Below are 19,531 nucleotides of genomic sequence, written 5' to 3'. Positions count from 1 at the left end.
TCCATCGATTGTTGTCTTATATAGCGTATGTTCCCAGAGCCGACGATCTGTAAACCTGATTTTGCACATTTAAGATTTCCATTGCAGCGTGCCGCCGCCGATGCGTTTGACGCCGCGGATGGAGCTTAATTCATCCATCAGGCGGAGAAGCGCCTTGTCTTTCTGTTTTGCTTCAATCATGAAATCAATATTTGTTCCCCATTGCCTGAAGCGTTCCAAGAGCGGCAGCAAAAAGTTGGCGTCAACATAATCGGCATGGCTGCGTATGGCTTGCTCCGATTTTGGGGAAGACAGGTGAACCTTTGGCTGCAGCCCGATCCGCTCCCACGTTTTGATCATCCGGGGCAGTGCTTCATTCAGGTCGGCGTGATCATCTTGATTGGCGTAAAAATGATGAAAGTCAAAGACAAACGGAACATCCTCTTTTTCACAGACCTGAAGTGTTTCTTCCGTCGTATATGTTTTATCATCATTTTCAAGCGTCATTCGCTGTTTGATCTCCTGCGGCAGCTGCTTCATATTTTGCTGAAATTGAGCAGTGGCAGTTTCTTTATCTCCGTAAGCGCCGCCAATATGAATGTTGATAACGGAGCGATCAGCAATGCCCATGGCTTCAAGCATGCGGTAGTGATACGCCATATCGGTTACCGCATTTTTTGTGACGGATTCCTTCGGGCTCGTAAACAGAGTGAATTGGTTGGGGTGAAAGCTTGTTCGCAGATGATGTGTTTTGACAAGCTCCCCGATCTCCTGAAATTCCTTTTGAAACGGCGTCACAAAATCCCACATCACATCGGGATGCGTGGCCAGCGGAACAATCGAACTGGAAAAACGATACAAAGGAATGCCGTGGCCGATGATATAGTGAAGGGTTCTCATCGTATTGCGCAAATTGGCTTTTGTCACAGTCAGAAGCGCTTCTTTTCTTTCATCCTTTGCAAGCTTGGAATAACGCGCGAATGTTAATGTTTTAGCGGGAGACGCATCCCAAAGGCTCATCGCGTTTGAAACGAACCCGAATCTGAAAATCATAGGAACTCTCCTTTATAAAAAATAAGATATTGCTCTGCCAAGCCATTCCGCCGGGCGCTGCCTGAATGTGCGTTTTTTGAAATTCTCCTTAGTCAGCAGCTCCGACCTTTTAATATCCTCTTCAATCGTGGCATAGACTTCTTTTGTAAAAGCCTTATCATCGATTTCAACATTCACCTCTTCATTTAAAAAAAAGCTTCGCTGATCAAAATTGGCGGTGCCGATGATGCTGAAATGATCGTCAATAATCAGGGCTTTCACATGATAAAACCCCTGATAAAAACGGTAGATAAGACAGCCGGCATCCAAGAGCTCCGAATAATACGAAAAAGCTGCTTCTCTGACCAGCGGATGATCTGATTTCATCGGCACGATGATCGTAACGGCTACACCGTTTTTTCTTGCTTTGACCAAGGCCTGCTGAAGTGATTTTGTCGGAATATAATAAGGTGTGCAAATGGTAATGCGCTCTTTTGCCTGCGCGATATTTGCCAAATACGTTTTTTCAAGAGAATAACCGTCAGTCGCATAAATCTTATGAGAGATATTCTCTTGCGGAAGCTCCGGCCAAACATCCGGGCTTAGTTCAGCTGATCCGGTATTTCGTTTCAAGTCGGCGGTAAAAAGCGTCTGAAGATCTCGGACGCCTTCTCCCTTCATACGCAAATGATAATCCTCCCAATTGCCGAACTTCGCCTTCTTTCCCAGGTATTCCTCACCGATGTTAAACCCGCCGATATAGCCGATTTTTCCGTCTATCACAGCGATTTTCCGGTGATTCCGTTTTTGCATATGGAAAAAGAAAAAAGGAAAACGAGGCTTGTTAAGAAAATGAACCTGAACCCCGGCATTTTTCATCGTCTTCAGCGCCGGTTTTTTAATTTTTTGGCTGCCGGACCAATCCAGCAGCAAATAAACAGAAACACCGGCTTGTGCTTTTGCTTTCAGCAGCGTAAACATATTGTGGCTGACCTCATCGTTTTTCATAATAAAAAACATAACGTGAACTGAAGAAACGGCCTGGCGGATGTCTTCCATCATCCGTTCCACAAGATCAGCACCGCAGTGAATCAATTGAATATCGCTCTTCTTTTTTGAAAAAACAGGCTCGTACGCGTTTTTTTTATAAATGGCGCGTCCCATGAAGATATCAAGCAGAATGAAAGCCAATAGTATGATGACAATGATGAGAATCACGAAAAATATCTTCATCCAGGCACTCCTTTCCGTAGTAAAGGTAGTGTGCCCGAACACCAGGAATTTAATTATTGACTGAACACTCATTCATTATTTATCATAAAGATAATCTTATACAGATTCGAGGGTAGGGGATCGCGGTCTTTATCAGTAAAAAGGGGGAATTGGAATGAGCGGCTTTCTCATCGCAAATGCTTTGTTATTTCTGGTTGTAACCGCTTACGCTGTCTGTTTGTTTATTTACTTGGTCAAAACGAGACTGGCCTACATCAGGCTGGGCCAGAAAGAACAATTTGATAAACGGTTCAAGGAACGGCTTCAAGCCATTTGGGTGAATGTATTCGGACAGAAAAAACTGCTCAAGGACAAGAAAAGCGGAATCATTCACGTCATGTTTTTCTACGGATTTATATTGGTTCAGTTCGGAGCTATTGACTTTATCATCAAAGGACTGGCTCCCGATCGGAATCTGCCGCTTGGCCCTGTCTATCCCGCTTTCACCTTTTTTCAGGAAATCGTTACGTTTCTCATTTTAATTGCTGTGGGCTGGGCATTCTACAGACGTTATATCGAAAAGCTCGTCAGGCTGAAACGCGGTTTCAAAGCAGGACTTGTTCTCATTTTTATTGGGGGGTTAATGCTGACGGTTCTGCTTGGAAACGGGATGAATCTAATCTGGCATGAGCACGGGCTTTCTTGGAGCGAGCCGATCGCATCTGGTATTGCGTTTTTGCTTGGCGGAATTGGGAAAACAGGCGCGGCGGTCATTTTCTATATCGCATGGTGGATCCATCTTCTGTTTTTGCTGAGCTTTTTAGTGTACGTGCCTCAGTCGAAGCATGCCCATTTAATCGCCGGACCTGCCAATGTTTTTTTCAACAGAATGGAATCGGCCGGAAAGCTTGAAAAAATCGATTTTACCGACGAAACGAAAGAAAGCTACGGAGCGGGGAAAATAGAAGATTTCAGGCAGTCCCAGCTTCTTGATCTGTACGCGTGTGTCGAGTGCGGCCGCTGCACCAATATGTGTCCTGCAACAGGCACCGGAAAAATGCTGTCGCCGATGGACTTGATTTTGCGCCTCAGAGACCATCTCACAGAAAAAGGCGCGGCCGTCACCTCACGCTCGCCTTGGGTGCCCGCGGCAGCGTTCCGGCATACGAGAGGCAATCAGCTGGCGGCAGCGTCAGCGGGCAGCGGATCGCAGGAAGCCGCCGCCGCGCTGGATTACAATCCGAGCTTGATCGGTGACGTCATCACAGAGGAAGAAATTTGGGCGTGCACCACTTGCCGGAATTGCGAGGATCAATGCCCCGTCATGAACGAACACGTGGATAAAATCATCGACCTCCGCCGCTACCTCGTACTGACAGAAGGAAAAATGGACAGTGACGCACAGCGCGCCATGACCAGTATCGAGCGGCAGGGAAATCCGTGGGGCCTCAACCGCAAGGAACGTGAAAATTGGCGTGACGCGGCGCCGGAAGCCGAGATTCCGACCGTAAAAGAAATGAAAAAAGAAGGAAAAGAATTTGAGTACCTTTTCTGGGTCGGTTCCATGGGGTCTTACGACAACAGAAGCCAGAAAATCGCGGTCTCCTTTGCCAAGCTGCTCAATCACGCGGGCGTGTCCTTCGCGATCCTCGGCAATAAAGAAAAAAATTCAGGAGACACGCCGCGCCGCCTCGGAAATGAATTTTTGTTCCAAGAGCTGGCTGAGAAGAATATCTCTGAATTTGAAAAAAATGATATCAAAAAAATCGTTACGATCGACCCGCACGCATACAATTTATTTAAAAACGAATATCCGGATTTCGGATTTGAAGGCGAGGTTTATCATCATACAGAAGTGCTGGCCGAGCTGGTGAAGAACGGGAAATTAAAACCGCAGCACCCGCTTCAAGAGGCGATTACCTTCCATGATTCATGCTATTTGGGCCGGTACAACGAAGTCTATGATCCGCCGAGGGAGATTTTGAAAGCCATTCCGGGCGTACAGCTGATTGAAATGGAAAGAAACCGGGAAACCGGCATGTGCTGCGGCGCCGGCGGGGGATTAATGTGGATGGAGGAAGAAACGGGCAACAGGATTAACGTCGCCAGGACAGAGCAAGCACTCGCGGTTAACCCATCGGTGATCAGCTCCGGCTGTCCGTACTGTCTCACGATGCTTGGGGACGGCACAAAGGCGAAAGAAGCCGAAGACCGGGTCAAAACGTATGACGTCGCCGAGCTTCTGGCCCAATCTGTCTTAGGCGCTGATATGAAAATGGGGGAGAAGCCATGAATTTTTCATTATCAGAAGAACACGAAATGATCAGGAAATTGGTCCGTGATTTTGCAAAGCATGAAGTGGCCCCGACAGCGGCAGAACGCGACGAACAAGAACGCTTCGACCGCGAGCTGTTTCGGGAAATGGCGAATCTAGGGCTGACGGGAATCCCGTGGCCTGAAGATTACGGAGGAATCGGAAGTGACTTTCTGGCTTACGTCATCGCGGTGGAGGAGCTTTCGAAAGTGTGCGCCTCCACCGGTGTGACGCTTTCCGCCCATATCTCTCTATGCAGCTGGCCGCTGTTTGCCTTTGGGACGGAAGAACAGAAGACAGAGCACTTAACACAGCTTGCCCTCGGAGAGAAAATCGGCGCTTTCGCTTTGACCGAAGCAGGGTCCGGTTCTGACGCCGGCGGCATGAAAACAACTGCTGAACGAATCGGCGATGATTATGTGTTAAATGGTTCAAAAGTGTTTATCACAAACGGCGGGATTGCGGATATTTATATTGTTTTTGCCGTCACCGATCCCGAGAAAAAGAAAAAAGGCATTTCCGCTTTTATAGTAGAAAAGGATTTCGAAGGATTTTTGACAGGCAAGAAAGAAAAGAAGCTGGGCATCCGTTCGTCCCCGACAACGGAAATCACGTTCGAAGATTGTGTTGTGCCTGCAGCAAACCGACTCGGAGAAGAAGGGGAAGGCTTCAAAATCGCGATGAAGACGCTAGACGGAGGCAGAAACGGCATTGCCGCTCAAGCTGTGGGAATCGCTCAGGGGGCGCTTGATGCGGCGCTGCAATACGCAAAAGAGAGAAAGCAATTCGGAAAATCGATCGCCGAGCAGCAGGGCATCGCTTTTAAACTCGCAGATATGGCTACAATGATAGAAGCTTCAAGGCTATTGACCTATCAGGCGGCGTGGCTTGAATCATCAGGCCTTCCATATGGAAAAGCTTCTGCCATGTCCAAACTGCTGGCGGGGGATACGGCGATGAAGGTGACGACCGAAGCCGTGCAGATTTTCGGCGGCTACGGCTATACAAAAGATTATCCGGTTGAACGCTATATGCGTGATGCAAAAATCACGCAAATCTATGAAGGCACTCAAGAAATTCAAAGACTTGTCATCTCCCGAATGCTCGCGGATTGATGCAAAACATCTATCAGTCGGATCACTCTTGTAAAATTATTTAAATTAACGCCGTTAAGGGTAGCATATTCTGTTTTATTTTGTTTATAATGAGAGGTATGGTTTGTATAAGAACGATACAAAATCGCTTTCATTATTGATAAAACAGATACATATATGTAATAGAAAGGGAGTGTCCGACCTTGGGTATCAAACAATATTCACAGGAAGAGCTAAAGGAAATGGCTTTAGTTGAAATCGCTCACGAATTATTTGAAGAACATAAAAAACCAGTTCCATTTCAGGAGCTTTTAAATGAAATCGCATCTTTGCTCGGCGTGACAAAAGAAGAGCTTGGAGACCGCATCGCTCAATTTTATACAGATTTAAACATTGACGGCCGCTTCCTGGCGCTTTCTGACCAGACTTGGGGGCTTCGCAGCTGGTATCCGTATGATCAGCTTGACGAAGAAACGCAGCCGACAGTCAAGGCGAAAAAGAAAAAAGCGAAGAAAGCAGTCGAAGAAGATCTTGATCTTGACGAGTTTGAAGAGATCGACGAAGACGACATTGATTTAGATGAAGTCGAGGAAGAACTTGATCTTGACACCGACGATTTTGACGATGAAGATCTCGATGAAGACGACGACGATCTTGAGATCGAAGAGGATATTATTGATGAAGATGATGAAGACTATGAAGAAGAAGAAGAGGATCTCAAATAGTAAAAGATTTCATCTTCAAAACGATCTTGACTTTCATAGTCGAACTATGTAGTATGTATTTTGGGCTCTTCAAAAACGAAGAGAGAACATAGTACGTTATGCTCCCTTTCAAGAAATTGAAAGGGAGCTTTCTTATTTTCACCCCTCATTTTTCTTATAAATCATTTAAAAGGCTAAATGATTTTTTATAAAATAGTACATTTTAAAAATGTAGCTAAGAGCGAAGAGAGGAGCAAACGAAATGACGAAATATATTTTTGTAACTGGGGGAGTTGTATCCTCACTAGGAAAGGGTATTGTAGCAGCTTCATTAGGACGTTTGCTGAAAAACCGCGGAATGAACGTGACAATTCAAAAATTCGATCCATACATCAACGTTGACCCGGGAACAATGAGCCCGTACCAGCACGGTGAAGTATTCGTAACGGATGATGGCGCTGAAACAGACTTGGACCTTGGTCACTATGAGCGTTTTATCGACATCAACCTGAATAAATTCAGCAACGTGACAACAGGTAAAATTTATTCAACAGTTCTTAAAAAAGAACGCCGCGGAGACTACCTTGGCGGAACCGTACAGGTCATCCCGCACATCACAAACGAACTGAAAGACCGTGTTTACCGAGCGGGGAAAGAAACAAACGCAGATGTTGTCATTACAGAAATCGGCGGTACTGTCGGAGACATCGAATCACTGCCATTCCTTGAAGCGATCCGCCAAATGAAGAGCGACATCGGCCGTGAAAACGTAATGTACATCCACTGTACGCTTGTTCCTTACATTAAAGCTGCGGGCGAATTGAAAACAAAACCGACACAGCACAGCGTAAAAGAATTGCGCAGCTTGGGCATTCAGCCAAACATCATCGTCGTTCGTACAGAAATGCCGATTTCTCAAGATATGAAAGATAAAATCGCGCTATTCTGCGACATTGATACAAAAGCGGTTATCGAGTGTGAAGATGCGGACAACCTTTACTCCATTCCGCTCGAGCTTCAAAAACAAGGGCTTGATAAGCTCGTTTGCGAGCACATGAAATTGGAATGCAAAGAGGCGGAAATGTCCGAGTGGCATGAGCTTGTGAACAAAGTCAGCAACCTGTCTCAAACGATCACAATCGGCCTTGTCGGTAAATACGTTGAGCTTCCTGACGCATACATCTCTGTTGTTGAGTCTCTCCGCCATGCGGGGTATGCGTTTGACACAGATGTAAAAGTAAAATGGATCAACGCGGAAGAAGTGACAGAAAGCAACATCGAAGAGCTCACAAGCGGAACGGACGGCATCATCGTGCCGGGCGGATTCGGAGACCGCGGTGTTGAAGGTAAAATCGTCGCAACAAAATACGCGCGCGAAAACAAAATTCCGTTCTTGGGCATTTGCTTGGGCATGCAGGTTGCGTCTATTGAATATGCACGAAACGTACTGGGCTTAAAAGGCGCTCACTCAGCGGAAATTGATCCGTCAACGCAATACCCGATCATCGACCTTCTTCCTGAACAGAAGGATGTTGAGGATCTCGGCGGAACGCTTCGTCTCGGCCTTTACCCTTGTAAGCTTGAAGAAGGCACGAAAGCCTTTGAAGTGTATCAGGATGAAGTGGTGTATGAGCGTCACCGCCACCGTTATGAATTCAACAACGAATTCAGACAGCAAATGGAAGACCAAGGCTTCGTATTCTCAGGCACAAGCCCTGACGGACGCCTTGTTGAAATTATCGAGCTGAAAGACCACCCTTGGTTCGTGGCTTCTCAGTTCCACCCAGAGTTTAAGTCAAGACCGACAAGACCTCAGCCGTTATTCAAAGGCTTTATCGGAGCGTCTGTCGAAGCTGCAAATCAGAAGTAATAAAAAAAGACTTGCCGTTTGTCAAAAGCGGGCAAGTCTTTTTTATTTGTTTCCGGCAAGAGACAGCATGTACAATAAGATATTATGCATACTCTTGCAGAATTTCTTTTAATGTGAACGATAAAGCATGGTAGACATACAGTGCAGTCATTAAAGAGGGAAATCCGTAACGGGTGCCGTCTTCATCGGGCACAAGCGGCATTTTTAATTTAGAATCAATATGCACATCACAATATTGTTCAATTCCCGTACTGTCTTTAGCTGCCGGCGATACGCATACGACTCCCGCACCTTTTTCATAAAGCTCTTTCGCAAGCGCCTGCTCTTCGGCTGTGCCCGTCCCTGAACAAAACATCAGCACCCTGTCGCTTTCTGTCACTTCCTCAGCGCTTTCTGGAAAGGCTTTGATGGATGGGAAGGGTTCTTTGCTTTCGGTGGCCTCATAAAAGACGCCCTGAAGCTCATTAGCTCCATATAAATAAATGGAATGCCCGCTGATCACCGCTTGAGCAAGCAGCCGCGCCCCATCTTCAATCGCGTCAGATTCCTTATCCTGAATGCGGGAAAAAATACCTGTTAACTGCGTCGTAAATATTTTCAACATAAGTGAATCCTCCTTTATAACGTACAATATCAGTATACAACAAAAGAGAAAATGCTCAGAAAATGTCGTAAAGTAGACTATTATAATTAAAGGAAATAGGAAAATCAAACAGAATACATACACTACTGCTTACTTTTGACGAAAATCATAATATTGGGGTGTAAAATGATGAATGAAAAAATTTTAATCGTTGATGATCAATACGGCATACGTATTTTGCTTAACGAAGTATTCAATAAAGAAGGCTACCAGACGTTTCAGGCTGCAAACGGTCTGCAGGCGCTTGACATCGTGACAAAAGAACGGCCCGACCTTGTGCTTCTGGACATGAAAATTCCCGGCATGGACGGTATCGAAATCTTAAAACGGATGAAGGTCATTGATGAAAACATCCGGGTGATCATCATGACGGCATACGGAGAGCTCGACATGATCCAGGAATCAAAGGAACTGGGCGCTTTGACGCACTTTGCGAAGCCGTTTGACATCGACGAAATCAGAGATGCCGTAAAAAAATATCTGCCCCTGAAGTCTAATTGACAAAAAGAAGAAACAAATGAATCATGTCATTGTGTTGCCGATTTGTCGAAAAGTTGGTATTCTAGTTATGGAGAAAAAGCGATCTGGTATTTACATATGACAGCAATAGATGGGTCATGCTAGGGTGGAAAGCTTTTTTCGCTAGAAGACAATCAGGCTACATAAGGAGGACATTCGACATGCCTTTAGTTTCTATGACGGAAATGTTGAATACAGCTAAAGAAAAAGGTTATGCTGTAGGACAATTTAACTTAAACAACCTTGAGTTTACTCAAGCGATTTTACAAGCAGCTGAAGAAGAAAAATCTCCAGTGATCCTTGGTGTTTCCGAAGGTGCGGGACGCTACATGGGCGGCTTCAAAACAGTCGTAGCTATGGTAAAAGCACTTATGGAAGAGTACAAAGTGACAGTTCCTGTTGCGATTCACTTAGACCACGGTTCAAGCTTTGAATCTTGTGCGAAAGCGATTCATGCAGGTTTCACATCTGTAATGATCGACGCTTCTCACCATCCATTTGAAGAAAACGTAGCAACAACTTCTAAAGTTGTTGAGCTTGCTCATTTCCACGGAGTATCTGTAGAAGCTGAGCTTGGAACAGTAGGCGGACAAGAAGATGACGTTATCGCTGAAGGCGTAATCTACGCTGATCCTAAAGAGTGCCAAGAGCTTGTTGAGCGCACTGGCATCGACTGCCTTGCACCTGCATTAGGTTCTGTTCACGGCCCTTACAAAGGTGAGCCAAACCTTGGCTTCAAAGAAATGGAAGAGATCGGAAAATCAACTGGTCTTCCGCTAGTTCTTCACGGCGGTACTGGAATTCCGACTGCTGACATCAAAAAATCAATCTCACTTGGTACAGCTAAAATCAACGTGAATACTGAAAACCAAATTTCTTCTGCAAAAGCTGTTCGCGAAACATTGGCAGCTAAGCCTGACGAGTACGATCCACGTAAATATCTTGGACCAGCTCGTGAAGCGATCAAAGAAACAGTTATCGGTAAAATGCGTGAATTTGGTTCTTCAAACCAAGCTTAATTCAATTGGAACGTTTATAGCCGCCTGACAGCTTGACAGGCGGTTTTCCGTCTATCTTTAGAAAGCGCAATCATATTCACAGTTCAGAAAATTTCTTACTCAGGGAGGCTTTTTGAAAATGTTATTTTTTGTTGATACAGCTAATATCGATGAAATTAGAGAAGCGAATGAATTAGGAATTCTCGCCGGTGTAACGACGAATCCTAGTTTAGTAGCAAAAGAAGCTAACGTATCATTCCACGACCGTCTTCGCGAGATCACAGACGTCGTGAAAGGCTCTGTAAGTGCAGAGGTTATTTCTTTGAAAGCTGAGGAAATGATCGAGGAAGGAAAAGAACTGGCGAAAATCGCACCGAACATTACGGTGAAAATCCCGATGACGTCTGACGGTTTAAAAGCGGTAAGAGCACTTACTGACTTAGGCATCAAAACAAACGTCACATTGATCTTCAATGCAAACCAGGCGCTTCTTGCTGCCAGAGCAGGGGCAACGTATGTATCACCATTCCTGGGACGTTTAGATGACATCGGCCACAACGGACTTGACCTGATTTCAGACGTCAAGCAGATTTTTGACATTCACGGTCTTGAAACACAAATCATTGCGGCGTCAATCCGCCATCCGCAGCACGTGACAGAAGCCGCTCTAAGAGGGGCTCATATCGGCACAATGCCGCTGAAAGTGATTCATGCGCTCACTAAGCACCCGTTAACAGACAAAGGAATCGAACAATTCCTGGCAGACTGGAATAAATAATGCAAAGGACGGCAAACAGCTTTATGCCTGTTTGCCGCGGCCTTTGTTTTTCACCGTCCTGATACAGCGGACCTTCAGATGCAAACGCCGCTTTACAGAGAAGGAATCATTGGGCTGCAGAAGCTGATATCGGAATGAAGGGTTTGCGTACTGCTTTTGCCGGATGACGACGATGTCTCTTGAGCCGGCGGGTCTCTGTGCAATTTTCGAAACCTGTGCCCCGCAAAGCTTCGCTATTTTCTTCCTGATATTTTACAATGTGTTGTATTCTTTCTCTTCGAATTGGCTAGATTTTGGACATGAGCTTTATTTGCAGAGACAGAATAAAATGACATTTTATTTAGCTCCGCAGCTATCTTCTTATGGAAGGAGACTATCATGGAAAAGTTGAATATTGCCGGCGGTGACTCGTTAAACGGTACAGTACATATCAGCGGCGCTAAAAACAGTGCTGTTGCATTAATACCTGCAACCATTTTGGCAAATTCCGAGGTGACAATTGAAGGGCTTCCAGAGATTTCAGATATTGAAACGCTGCGTGACCTGTTAAAGGAAATCGGCGGCAACGTGCATTTTGAGAATGGGGAAATGGTTGTTGACCCCACGTCGATGATCAGCATGCCGCTTCCTAACGGAAAAGTAAAAAAGCTTCGCGCGTCGTATTATTTAATGGGGGCGATGCTCGGCCGCTTCAAGCAGGCCGTCATCGGATTGCCCGGCGGCTGCCACTTGGGCCCCCGTCCGATTGACCAGCATATTAAAGGCTTTGAAGCACTTGGAGCTGAAGTAACCAATGAACAAGGCGCCATTTATTTGCGTGCTGAAAGGCTGAGAGGCGCACGCATTTATCTAGATGTCGTAAGCGTAGGGGCAACCATTAACATTATGCTTGCCGCTGTTTTGGCAGAAGGAAAAACGATCATCGAAAACGCTGCCAAGGAGCCTGAGATCATTGATGTCGCGACACTGCTTACAAGCATGGGCGCCAAAATCAAAGGTGCGGGAACCAATGTGATCCGAATCGATGGCGTGAAGGAACTGCACGGCTGCAAGCATACGATCATTCCGGACAGAATTGAGGCCGGGACATTTATGATTGCAGGGGCTGCAATGGGCAAGGAAGTCATTATCGATAATGTGATTCCCACTCATCTTGAGTCGTTAACGGCAAAGCTGAGAGAAATGGGCTATCATATCGAAACAAGCGACGACCAGCTTCTCATTGTCGGCGGGCAGAAGCACTTAAAGCCGGTTGACGTCAAAACTCTTGTATACCCGGGCTTTCCGACTGATTTGCAGCAGCCGATGACGGCGCTCCTGACAAGGGCAAAAGGGACAAGCGTCGTCACGGACACCATTTACTCGGCAAGATTCAAGCACATTGATGAGCTGAGACGGATGGGTGCCAATATGAAAGTAGAAGGCAGATCTGCCATCATCACAGGTCCTGTCGAGCTTCAAGGCGCAAAAGTGAAGGCGAGCGATCTGCGTGCCGGAGCCTGTCTGGTCGTAGCCGGCCTGATGGCTGACGGCGTCACGGAAATTACGGGCTTGGAGCATATTGACCGCGGATACAGCACCCTTGAGAAGAAGCTCGAGGGGCTAGGAGCAACAATCTGGCGTGAAAGAATGACTGACGAAGAAATAGAACAGCTTCAAAATTCATAATGGTTTCTTGTGAGAGGAGATCGTGTTGAAATGGAAAGAAGTTTATCAATGGAATTGGTACGTGTGACTGAAGCTGCGGCATTGGCATCTGCAAGATGGATGGGCCGGGGGAAAAAAGATGAGGCTGATGAAGCGGCAACAAGCGCAATGAGAGACGTTTTTGATACAGTTCCGATGAAAGGAACCGTTGTGATCGGTGAAGGAGAAATGGACGAGGCGCCGATGCTGTATATCGGGGAAAAACTCGGAAACGGGTACGGCCCGCGCGTCGATGTCGCAGTTGACCCTCTTGAAGGCACAAACATCCTAGCAAGCGGCGGCTGGAACGCGCTGACGGTTATCGCGGTCGCAGACCACGGCACGCTTCTGAACGCTCCTGACATGTATATGCAAAAAATCGCAGTCGGTCCAGAAGCGGTGGGCTGTATTGATATTGAAGCACCTGTCATTGATAACCTTAAAGCGGTGGCAAAGGCGAAAAATAAGGACGTTGAGGACGTCGTTGCCACAATCTTAAACCGTGAAAGACACGCAAAAATTATTTCCGAGCTTCGTGAGGCCGGCGCCAGAATCAAATTGATCAATGATGGCGATGTCGCAGGCGCCATCAACACGGCTTTCGACCACACGGGCGTTGACATCCTGTTCGGATCAGGCGGAGCTCCTGAGGGTGTGCTTTCTGCTGTTGCGTTAAAAGCGCTGGGCGGAGAAATTATCGGTAAACTTCTTCCGCAAAGCGATGAAGAAATCACACGCTGCCACAAAATGGGCCTTGATTTAAGCAAAGTCCTCCGTATGGAAGACCTTGTGAAGGGTGATGACGCGATTTTTGCAGCTACCGGGGTAACTGACGGCGAGCTGTTAAAAGGCGTTCAATTCAAAGGCTCTGTCGGCACAACTGAAAGCTTAGTTATCCGTGCAAAATCAGGCACAGTCCGCTTCGTTGACGGCAGACACAGCCTGAAAAAGAAACCAAATCTTGTAATCCGTCCATAAAAAAAGAAAAAGCGGGTGTGAGCCCGCTTTTCTTTTGCAGAAAAGAGTCAACTCTATCAATTCCGTGTCAAAACCTTATTTCAGTTGAATAATTTTTTGAAATAAGGTAAAAATAAAGAGTGCTGCGATTTTTACTGCGTAATTCCTTCTTTTAAGCACTAGGAAAGTTTCAATTTCTACCGCATACAGACGATATAAGTATTGATCTTCTCATGTTTTTGTCCTCGCTTCCTTCAAAACTCATTAAGACAATCCTTTTAACAAAAGCGCCGATCATGGGTGGAAGTGTTACCGATAGAAGTTCCTTTATGTTAAAAAAAGAATGTGCTTTGGCGGATGTTGTGCAAAAGCAGCAGATTTACATGTGCAGAGTAAGATATTGACTATGAAAAGCGTGGTGTTTTTATGAAAGACGTATCTATTTCCTCTTTGGAAAATATGAAATTAAAAGAGCTTTATGAACTTGCAAGACATTATAAAATCTCCTACTACAGCAAACTGACAAAAAAAGAACTCATTTTCGCCATTCTGAAAGCGAATGCAGAACAGGAAGATCTGCTGTTTATGGAAGGCGTTCTTGAGATCATCCAGTCTGAAGGTTTCGGCTTCCTGAGACCGATCAACTACTCTCCAAGCTCAGAAGACATTTATATCTCAGCTTCACAAATCCGCCGTTTCGATTTGCGAAACGGAGACAAAGTTTCAGGCAAGGTTCGCCCGCCGAAAGAAAATGAGCGTTACTATGGACTTTTGCACGTTGAAGCAGTGAATGGAGATGATCCTGAATCAGCAAAAGAGCGTGTGCATTTCCCGGCGCTTACACCTCTTTATCCAGATCGTCAAATGGTGCTTGAAACAAAGCCGAACTTCTTGTCTACAAGAATTATGGATATGATGGCGCCGGTCGGATTTGGACAGCGCGGTTTGATTGTTGCGCCGCCAAAAGCCGGAAAAACGATGCTGCTGAAGGAAATTGCCAACAGCATTACAGCGAATCAGCCTGAAGCAGAGCTCATTGTGCTTTTGATCGATGAAAGACCGGAGGAAGTAACCGATATCGAGCGTTCTGTAGCTGGTGATGTCGTCAGCTCAACGTTTGATGAAGTGCCGGAAAACCATATCAAAGTGGCCGAGCTTGTGCTTGAGCGCGCAATGCGTCTCGTGGAACATAAAAAAGATGTCATCATCCTGATGGACAGCATCACACGCCTTGCCCGCGCCTACAACTTAGTGATTCCGCCGAGCGGAAGAACGCTTTCCGGAGGGATTGACCCAGCAGCGTTCCACCGTCCGAAACGCTTCTTCGGGGCAGCGAGAAATATCGAAGAGGGCGGCAGCTTAACCATCCTTGCTACGGCTCTTGTCGATACAGGGTCACGTATGGATGATGTCATTTATGAAGAATTCAAGGGAACAGGCAACATGGAGCTACACCTTGACCGCTCTCTGGCAGAGCGCCGCATCTTCCCGGCCATCGATATCCGCCGTTCAGGAACGCGCAAGGAAGAGCTGCTTGTGCCTAAAGAGCATCTTGATCGTTTATGGTCGATCCGCAAAACGATGTCTGATTCACCTGATTTCGCAGAAAAATTCATGAGAAAAATGAAAAAAACCAAAACAAACCAGGAATTTTTCGATATTCTCAATCAAGAATGGAAACAGGCAAATCTATCATCTGCTAGAAGATAAATTGTATTTGCAAAAGAAGTAAATCACTGATATAATTTTCTCATATGCGTTTCGGACAATGCTCCGAAATAATAACTCTGTTTCCACACGGGATTCAGGGCGGAAGGAGATGGATACAATGAAAGCAGGAATTCATCCTAATTTCAAAAAAGCAACAGTTAAATGCGCTTGCGGAAATGAATTTGAAACAGGCTCAGTAAAAGAAGAGGTACGCGTTGAGATTTGCTCTGAATGCCACCCATTCTACACTGGCCGTCAAAAATTCGCTTCTGCTGATGGTCGTGTTGATCGCTTTAACAAAAAATACGGTCTTAAGTAATAATAGATTTTTCAACAGGCAGGAAGCAGTCTTGCCTGTTTTTTATATTGTCTAAAACACAGCTGGCAGAGAGAGGGGAGCGGAGCCTATGTACATAATGAAACAAAGCGGGTGGCTTGAGCTGATTTGCGGCAGCATGTTCTCGGGGAAATCTGAAGAGCTGATCAGAAGAGTGAAGAGAGCGACTTACGCCAAGCAGGAAGTCAGGGTATTTAAGCCTGTGATTGATAATCGCTACAGCGAAGATGCTGTTGTCTCCCATAATGGAACATCCATGACGAGCTATGCCATTTCTTCTGCTGCGGACATTTGGGATCACATCAGTGAGAGTACGGATGTGATTGCGGTTGATGAAGTGCAGTTTTTTGACCAAGACATTGTTGAGGTATTATCATCTCTTGCCGATAAAGGCTACCGTGTGATTGCAGCGGGTCTTGATATGGATTTTAGAGGAGAGCCGTTCGGTGTCGTCCCGGATATTATGGCGATTGCGGAAAGTGTGACGAAGCTGCAAGCCGTCTGTTCCGTCTGCGGATCACCGGCGAGCAGAACACAGCGCCTGATTGACGGCAAACCTGCTTCTTACGATGATCCGGTCATAAAGGTGGGCGCATCCGAATCGTATGAAGCAAGATGCAGACATCATCACGAAGTCCCAGGAAAATCTAAAAATTAACCCAAAACATGGGTAAAAAGATAGAAAGCACCGTGTGAAAACACCGGTGTTTTTTTTATATTCTGATAACATCCAATTAAAAAATTTAATTAAGTGTATTAAAAAATTAAGTAATTTTCTTCTCTTGAATTTTGATTTTGACAGGCATAAAATAACTAACGTAATGTAAATAGTTTTGAGACATTGTTCGAATAATTGTCACAAAGTCGCATAAAGATCATGATCGGTCATATTTTAGATGGGTTATTACTTAACTTGGTTAACTATTTCAAGAAAGAAGGAGATTTGCTTGAATAACATAAAAAAAACGAAAGAAGGCCACTTAGAAACAACTCTTAGAGGGAAAGAAGTTTTATCTATTCCTACTTTAAATAAAGGCGTTGCTTTTTCAGTAGAAGAAAGACAAGAACTTGGCTTAGAAGGACTTCTACCGCCAACTGTACTTTCTCTTGATCAACAAGCACAACGCGCATACGAGCAATTCCAAGCGCAGCCTGACCGCCTTCGTCAAAATGTTTACTTAAGTGATCTTGCAAACCGTAACGAAGTTCTTTTCTATAAATTGCTGAAAAACCATCTTCGCGAAATGCTTCCTGTTGTGTACACACCAACAGTTGGTGAAGCGATTCAGGAATACAGCCATGAATATAGAAGACCTCAAGGTATCTACTTGTCAATCGACAACATTGACGGTATTGAAAAAGCGTTTGAAAACCTTCATGCGACTGCAGGAGATATTGATCTTATCGTTGCTACTGACTCTGAAAGTATTCTCGGTATCGGTGACTGGGGTGTAGGCGGTATTAACATCGCAATCGGTAAATTGGCTGTTTACACTGCTGCAGCTGGTATTGACCCTAGCCGTGTTATCCCGGTTGTGCTTGATGTCGGTACGAACAACGAAAAACTTCTGAATGATCCTTTATATATTGGTAACAAGCATGAGCGTGTACAAGGCGAACGCTATGAAGCTTTCATTGACGCTTATGTAAAAGCGGCATTGAAATTCTTCCCTAAAGCGCTTCTTCACTGGGAAGACCTTGGTAACAAAAATGCACGTAATATCATGAAAAAATACAATCATGAAATTCTTACATTTAATGATGATATCCAAGGTACAGGAGCGATCACACTTGCTGGTGTGCTTGCGGCGATGAAGAAAACTGGCGCTTCTATTAAAGATCAGCGTGTTGTTGTCTTCGGTGCTGGTTCTGCTGGTATCGGTATTGCTGACCAAATCCGTGACACAATGGTGCTTGCTGGATTATCTGAAGAAGAAGCTAACAAACGCTTCTACACACTTGATTACAGAGGCTTGCTGACTGAAGAAATCGAAGGCATCCTTGATTTCCAAAAACCTTACCTACGCAGTGCGGATGAAGTAAAAGACTGGAAGCGCGATGAAAAAGGCCAAATTCCATTCGATGAAGTGGTTCGCCAAGCGAAACCAACGATCTTGATTGGTACTTCAGGGGTTTCAGGTGCGTTCACAGAGGAAATTGTAAAAGAAATGGCATCTCACGTAGACCGTCCGGTTATCATGCCGATGTCTAACCCGACTCACCTTGCTGAAGCAGTTCCTGAAGATCTGTTCAAATGGACTGACGGAAAAGTGCTTATTGCAACAGGAAGCCCATTTGACAATGTAGAATACAACGGTGTTTCTTATGAAATCGGACAATCTAACAACGCATTCGCGTTCCCTGGTCTTGGACTTGGTTCAATTGTAGCTGAAGCGCGTATCATTACGCCTGCGATGTTTGCTGCAACTGCTGATGCGATTGCTGAAATGGTTGACTTCGAAACACCTGGAGCAGGATTGCTTCCAAGCATCGATAAGCTTCAAGAAGTTTCTATTCAAGTTGCGATTGCCGTTGCTGAAGCAGCAATTAAAGAAGGCGTAGCAAATCGTCAGCCTGAAGATGTAAAACAAGCTGTCCTTGATGCAATGTGGACACCTGAATACAAAAAAGTCATCGCGAAATAATTAGCGAGTAAATTTTTTCGTCCGAGGGAAAGCTTTTTGTAAAGCTAAAGTATACGGACATAGGATTTGGAGGAGAATATTTTGAGCATCTTAGATATCTTAATCCTCCTGGCACCGATATTCTTTGTTATTGTGCTGGGTTGGTTTGCAGGACATTTTGGAAGTTATGATGCCAAGTCGGCAAAAGGGGTAAGTACGTTAGTAACGAAATACGCACTTCCAGCTCACTTTATCGCTGGTATTTTGACAACTTCCAGAAGTGAATTTTTATCACAAGTTCCATTGATGGTTTCTTTAATTATTGGGATTGTTGGTTTCTATATCATCATTCTTTTGGTTTGCAGATTTATCTTGAAGTATGATTTAACGAACTCATCTGTATTTTCTTTGAACTCTGCACAGCCAACATTCGCATTTATGGGTATTCCTGTATTGGGAAGCTTGTTCGGGGCGAATGAAGTTGCGATTCCGATCGCGGTTACAGGTATCGTGGTAAACGCGATTCTTGATCCGCTTGCGATTATTATCGCTACTGTCGGTGAGTCTTCTAAGAAAAACGAAAAGGACGGCGACAGCTTCTGGAAGATGACAGGAAAATCAATCCTGCATGGCCTTTGTGAGCCGCTTGCAGCTGCTCCGTTAATCAGTATGATCTTAGTGCTGGTTTTCAACTTCACTCTTCCTGAGCTGGGTGTTAAAATGCTTGATCAGCTTGGAAGCACAACATCTGGTGTTGCTCTCTTTGCTGTCGGTGTTACTGTTGGTATCCGTAAAATCAAACTCAGTATGCCGGCTATCGGTATTGCGTTACTAAAAGTTGCGGTTCAGCCTGCGTTAATGTTCCTGATTGCTCTTGCAGTCGGACTTCCAGCTGACCAAATGACAAAAGCGATCCTTCTTGTTGCATTCCCTGGTTCTGCCGTAGCAGCCATGATTGCGACTCGTTTCGAGAAACAAGAAGAAGAAACTGCGACTGCGTTTGTGGTCAGTGCGATTCTGTCATTGATTTCACTTCCGATTATTATCGCGCTTACTGCGTAATCAAAAAAGCTC

The 19,531-nt window shown here is 45.2% G+C and carries 17 protein-coding genes and 1 pseudogene; 15 read left to right on the top strand and 3 right to left on the bottom strand.

The genetic code is table 11. From position 1 onward, the window contains the following. Window positions 1-69: 69 nt before the first annotated feature. Together uvsE and cls are read right to left on the bottom strand one after the other, a co-directional pair. Window positions 70-1,032 carry a UV DNA damage repair endonuclease UvsE gene (gene uvsE / locus BSI_RS18725; RefSeq protein ID WP_003235841.1) on the bottom strand — a complete coding sequence of 321 codons (963 nt, stop codon included), beginning with the start codon at window positions 1,030-1,032 and terminating at the stop codon, window positions 70-72. 12 nt (window positions 1,033-1,044) lie between these two features. Then, the gene (gene cls / locus BSI_RS18730; protein WP_003235838.1) at window positions 1,045-2,244 is read right to left on the bottom strand and encodes a cardiolipin synthase; all 1,200 of its coding nucleotides are present in this window, start codon (window positions 2,242-2,244) and stop codon (window positions 1,045-1,047) included. Between the two features lie 154 nt (window positions 2,245-2,398). Here cls and BSI_RS18735 point away from each other — a divergent pair, with 154 nt between their 5' ends. From BSI_RS18735 to pyrG, 4 genes are all read left to right on the top strand, one after another. Next, a complete protein-coding gene (locus tag BSI_RS18735) occupies window positions 2,399-4,516 on the top strand; it encodes a heterodisulfide reductase-related iron-sulfur binding cluster (protein ID WP_003235836.1) in 2,118 nt (705 codons plus the stop codon). Then, the gene (gene acdA / locus BSI_RS18740; RefSeq protein WP_003235835.1) at window positions 4,513-5,652 is read left to right on the top strand and encodes an acyl-CoA dehydrogenase AcdA; all 1,140 of its coding nucleotides are present in this window, start codon (window positions 4,513-4,515) and stop codon (window positions 5,650-5,652) included. Before BSI_RS18735 ends, acdA begins: the two co-directional genes overlap by 4 nt. A gap of 182 nt (window positions 5,653-5,834) precedes the next feature. Further along, window positions 5,835-6,356: a DNA-directed RNA polymerase subunit delta gene (gene rpoE / locus BSI_RS18745; protein ID WP_003235832.1), complete on the top strand. Its 522-nt coding sequence runs from the start codon at window positions 5,835-5,837 to the stop codon at window positions 6,354-6,356. Window positions 6,357-6,597: 241 nt separating this feature from the next. Then, complete coding sequence (gene pyrG / locus BSI_RS18750) at window positions 6,598-8,205, top strand: glutamine hydrolyzing CTP synthase (protein ID WP_003235830.1); 1,608 nt, start codon at window positions 6,598-6,600, stop codon at window positions 8,203-8,205. Window positions 8,206-8,287: 82 nt separating this feature from the next. Here pyrG and BSI_RS18755 read toward each other — a convergent pair whose 3' ends face one another. Next, window positions 8,288-8,809, bottom strand: coding sequence for a DUF2529 domain-containing protein (locus BSI_RS18755; protein ID WP_003235828.1), 522 nt, complete (start codon window positions 8,807-8,809; stop codon window positions 8,288-8,290). Between the two features lie 165 nt (window positions 8,810-8,974). Here BSI_RS18755 and spo0F point away from each other — a divergent pair, with 165 nt between their 5' ends. The 11 genes and pseudogenes from spo0F (at window position 8,975) to BSI_RS18810 (ending at window position 19,519) form a co-directional block, all read left to right on the top strand. After that, entirely contained in the window at window positions 8,975-9,349 is a 375-nt protein-coding gene (spo0F, locus tag BSI_RS18760; protein WP_003227621.1) for a sporulation initiation phosphotransferase Spo0F, read from the top strand. Window positions 9,350-9,528: 179 nt separating this feature from the next. After that, window positions 9,529-10,386 (top strand): class II fructose-bisphosphate aldolase, encoded by an 858-nt coding sequence (locus tag BSI_RS18765; protein ID WP_003235826.1) that lies wholly within the window; start codon window positions 9,529-9,531, stop codon window positions 10,384-10,386. 118 nt (window positions 10,387-10,504) lie between these two features. Further along, a complete protein-coding gene (gene fsa, locus BSI_RS18770; protein WP_003235823.1) occupies window positions 10,505-11,143 on the top strand; it encodes a fructose-6-phosphate aldolase in 639 nt (212 codons plus the stop codon). 378 nt (window positions 11,144-11,521) lie between these two features. Beyond that, a complete protein-coding gene (gene murA, locus BSI_RS18775; RefSeq protein WP_003235821.1) occupies window positions 11,522-12,811 on the top strand; it encodes a UDP-N-acetylglucosamine 1-carboxyvinyltransferase in 1,290 nt (429 codons plus the stop codon). A 30-nt stretch (window positions 12,812-12,841) separates the two neighbouring features. After that, window positions 12,842-13,807, top strand: coding sequence for a class II fructose-bisphosphatase (gene glpX, locus BSI_RS18780; RefSeq protein ID WP_003235818.1), 966 nt, complete (start codon window positions 12,842-12,844; stop codon window positions 13,805-13,807). Between the two features lie 212 nt (window positions 13,808-14,019). Then, window positions 14,020-14,182 (top strand): annotated as a pseudogene (locus BSI_RS22610) (hypothetical protein). A 30-nt stretch (window positions 14,183-14,212) separates the two neighbouring features. Continuing rightward, on the top strand, window positions 14,213-15,496 hold the full coding sequence (gene rho, locus BSI_RS18790; RefSeq protein WP_003221939.1) for a transcription termination factor Rho: 1,284 nt from the start codon (window positions 14,213-14,215) through the stop codon (window positions 15,494-15,496). Window positions 15,497-15,614: 118 nt separating this feature from the next. After that, on the top strand, window positions 15,615-15,815 hold the full coding sequence (gene rpmE, locus BSI_RS18795; protein WP_003151132.1) for a 50S ribosomal protein L31: 201 nt from the start codon (window positions 15,615-15,617) through the stop codon (window positions 15,813-15,815). A gap of 88 nt (window positions 15,816-15,903) precedes the next feature. After that, window positions 15,904-16,491 (top strand): thymidine kinase, encoded by a 588-nt coding sequence (locus tag BSI_RS18800; protein WP_003235815.1) that lies wholly within the window; start codon window positions 15,904-15,906, stop codon window positions 16,489-16,491. Between the two features lie 289 nt (window positions 16,492-16,780). Then, window positions 16,781-18,478, top strand: a complete 1,698-nt coding sequence (gene malS / locus BSI_RS18805; RefSeq protein WP_003235813.1) for an oxaloacetate-decarboxylating malate dehydrogenase — start codon at window positions 16,781-16,783, stop codon at window positions 18,476-18,478. Window positions 18,479-18,559: 81 nt separating this feature from the next. Next, complete coding sequence (locus BSI_RS18810) at window positions 18,560-19,519, top strand: AEC family transporter (RefSeq protein ID WP_003235811.1); 960 nt, start codon at window positions 18,560-18,562, stop codon at window positions 19,517-19,519. Window positions 19,520-19,531 lie beyond the last annotated feature (12 nt).

Origin of the sequence: Bacillus inaquosorum KCTC 13429 (assembly GCF_000332645.1) — a bacterium.
Classification (GTDB): Bacteria; Bacillota; Bacilli; order Bacillales; family Bacillaceae; genus Bacillus; species Bacillus inaquosorum.
This window is presented reverse-complemented; position numbering and strand designations above follow the sequence as displayed.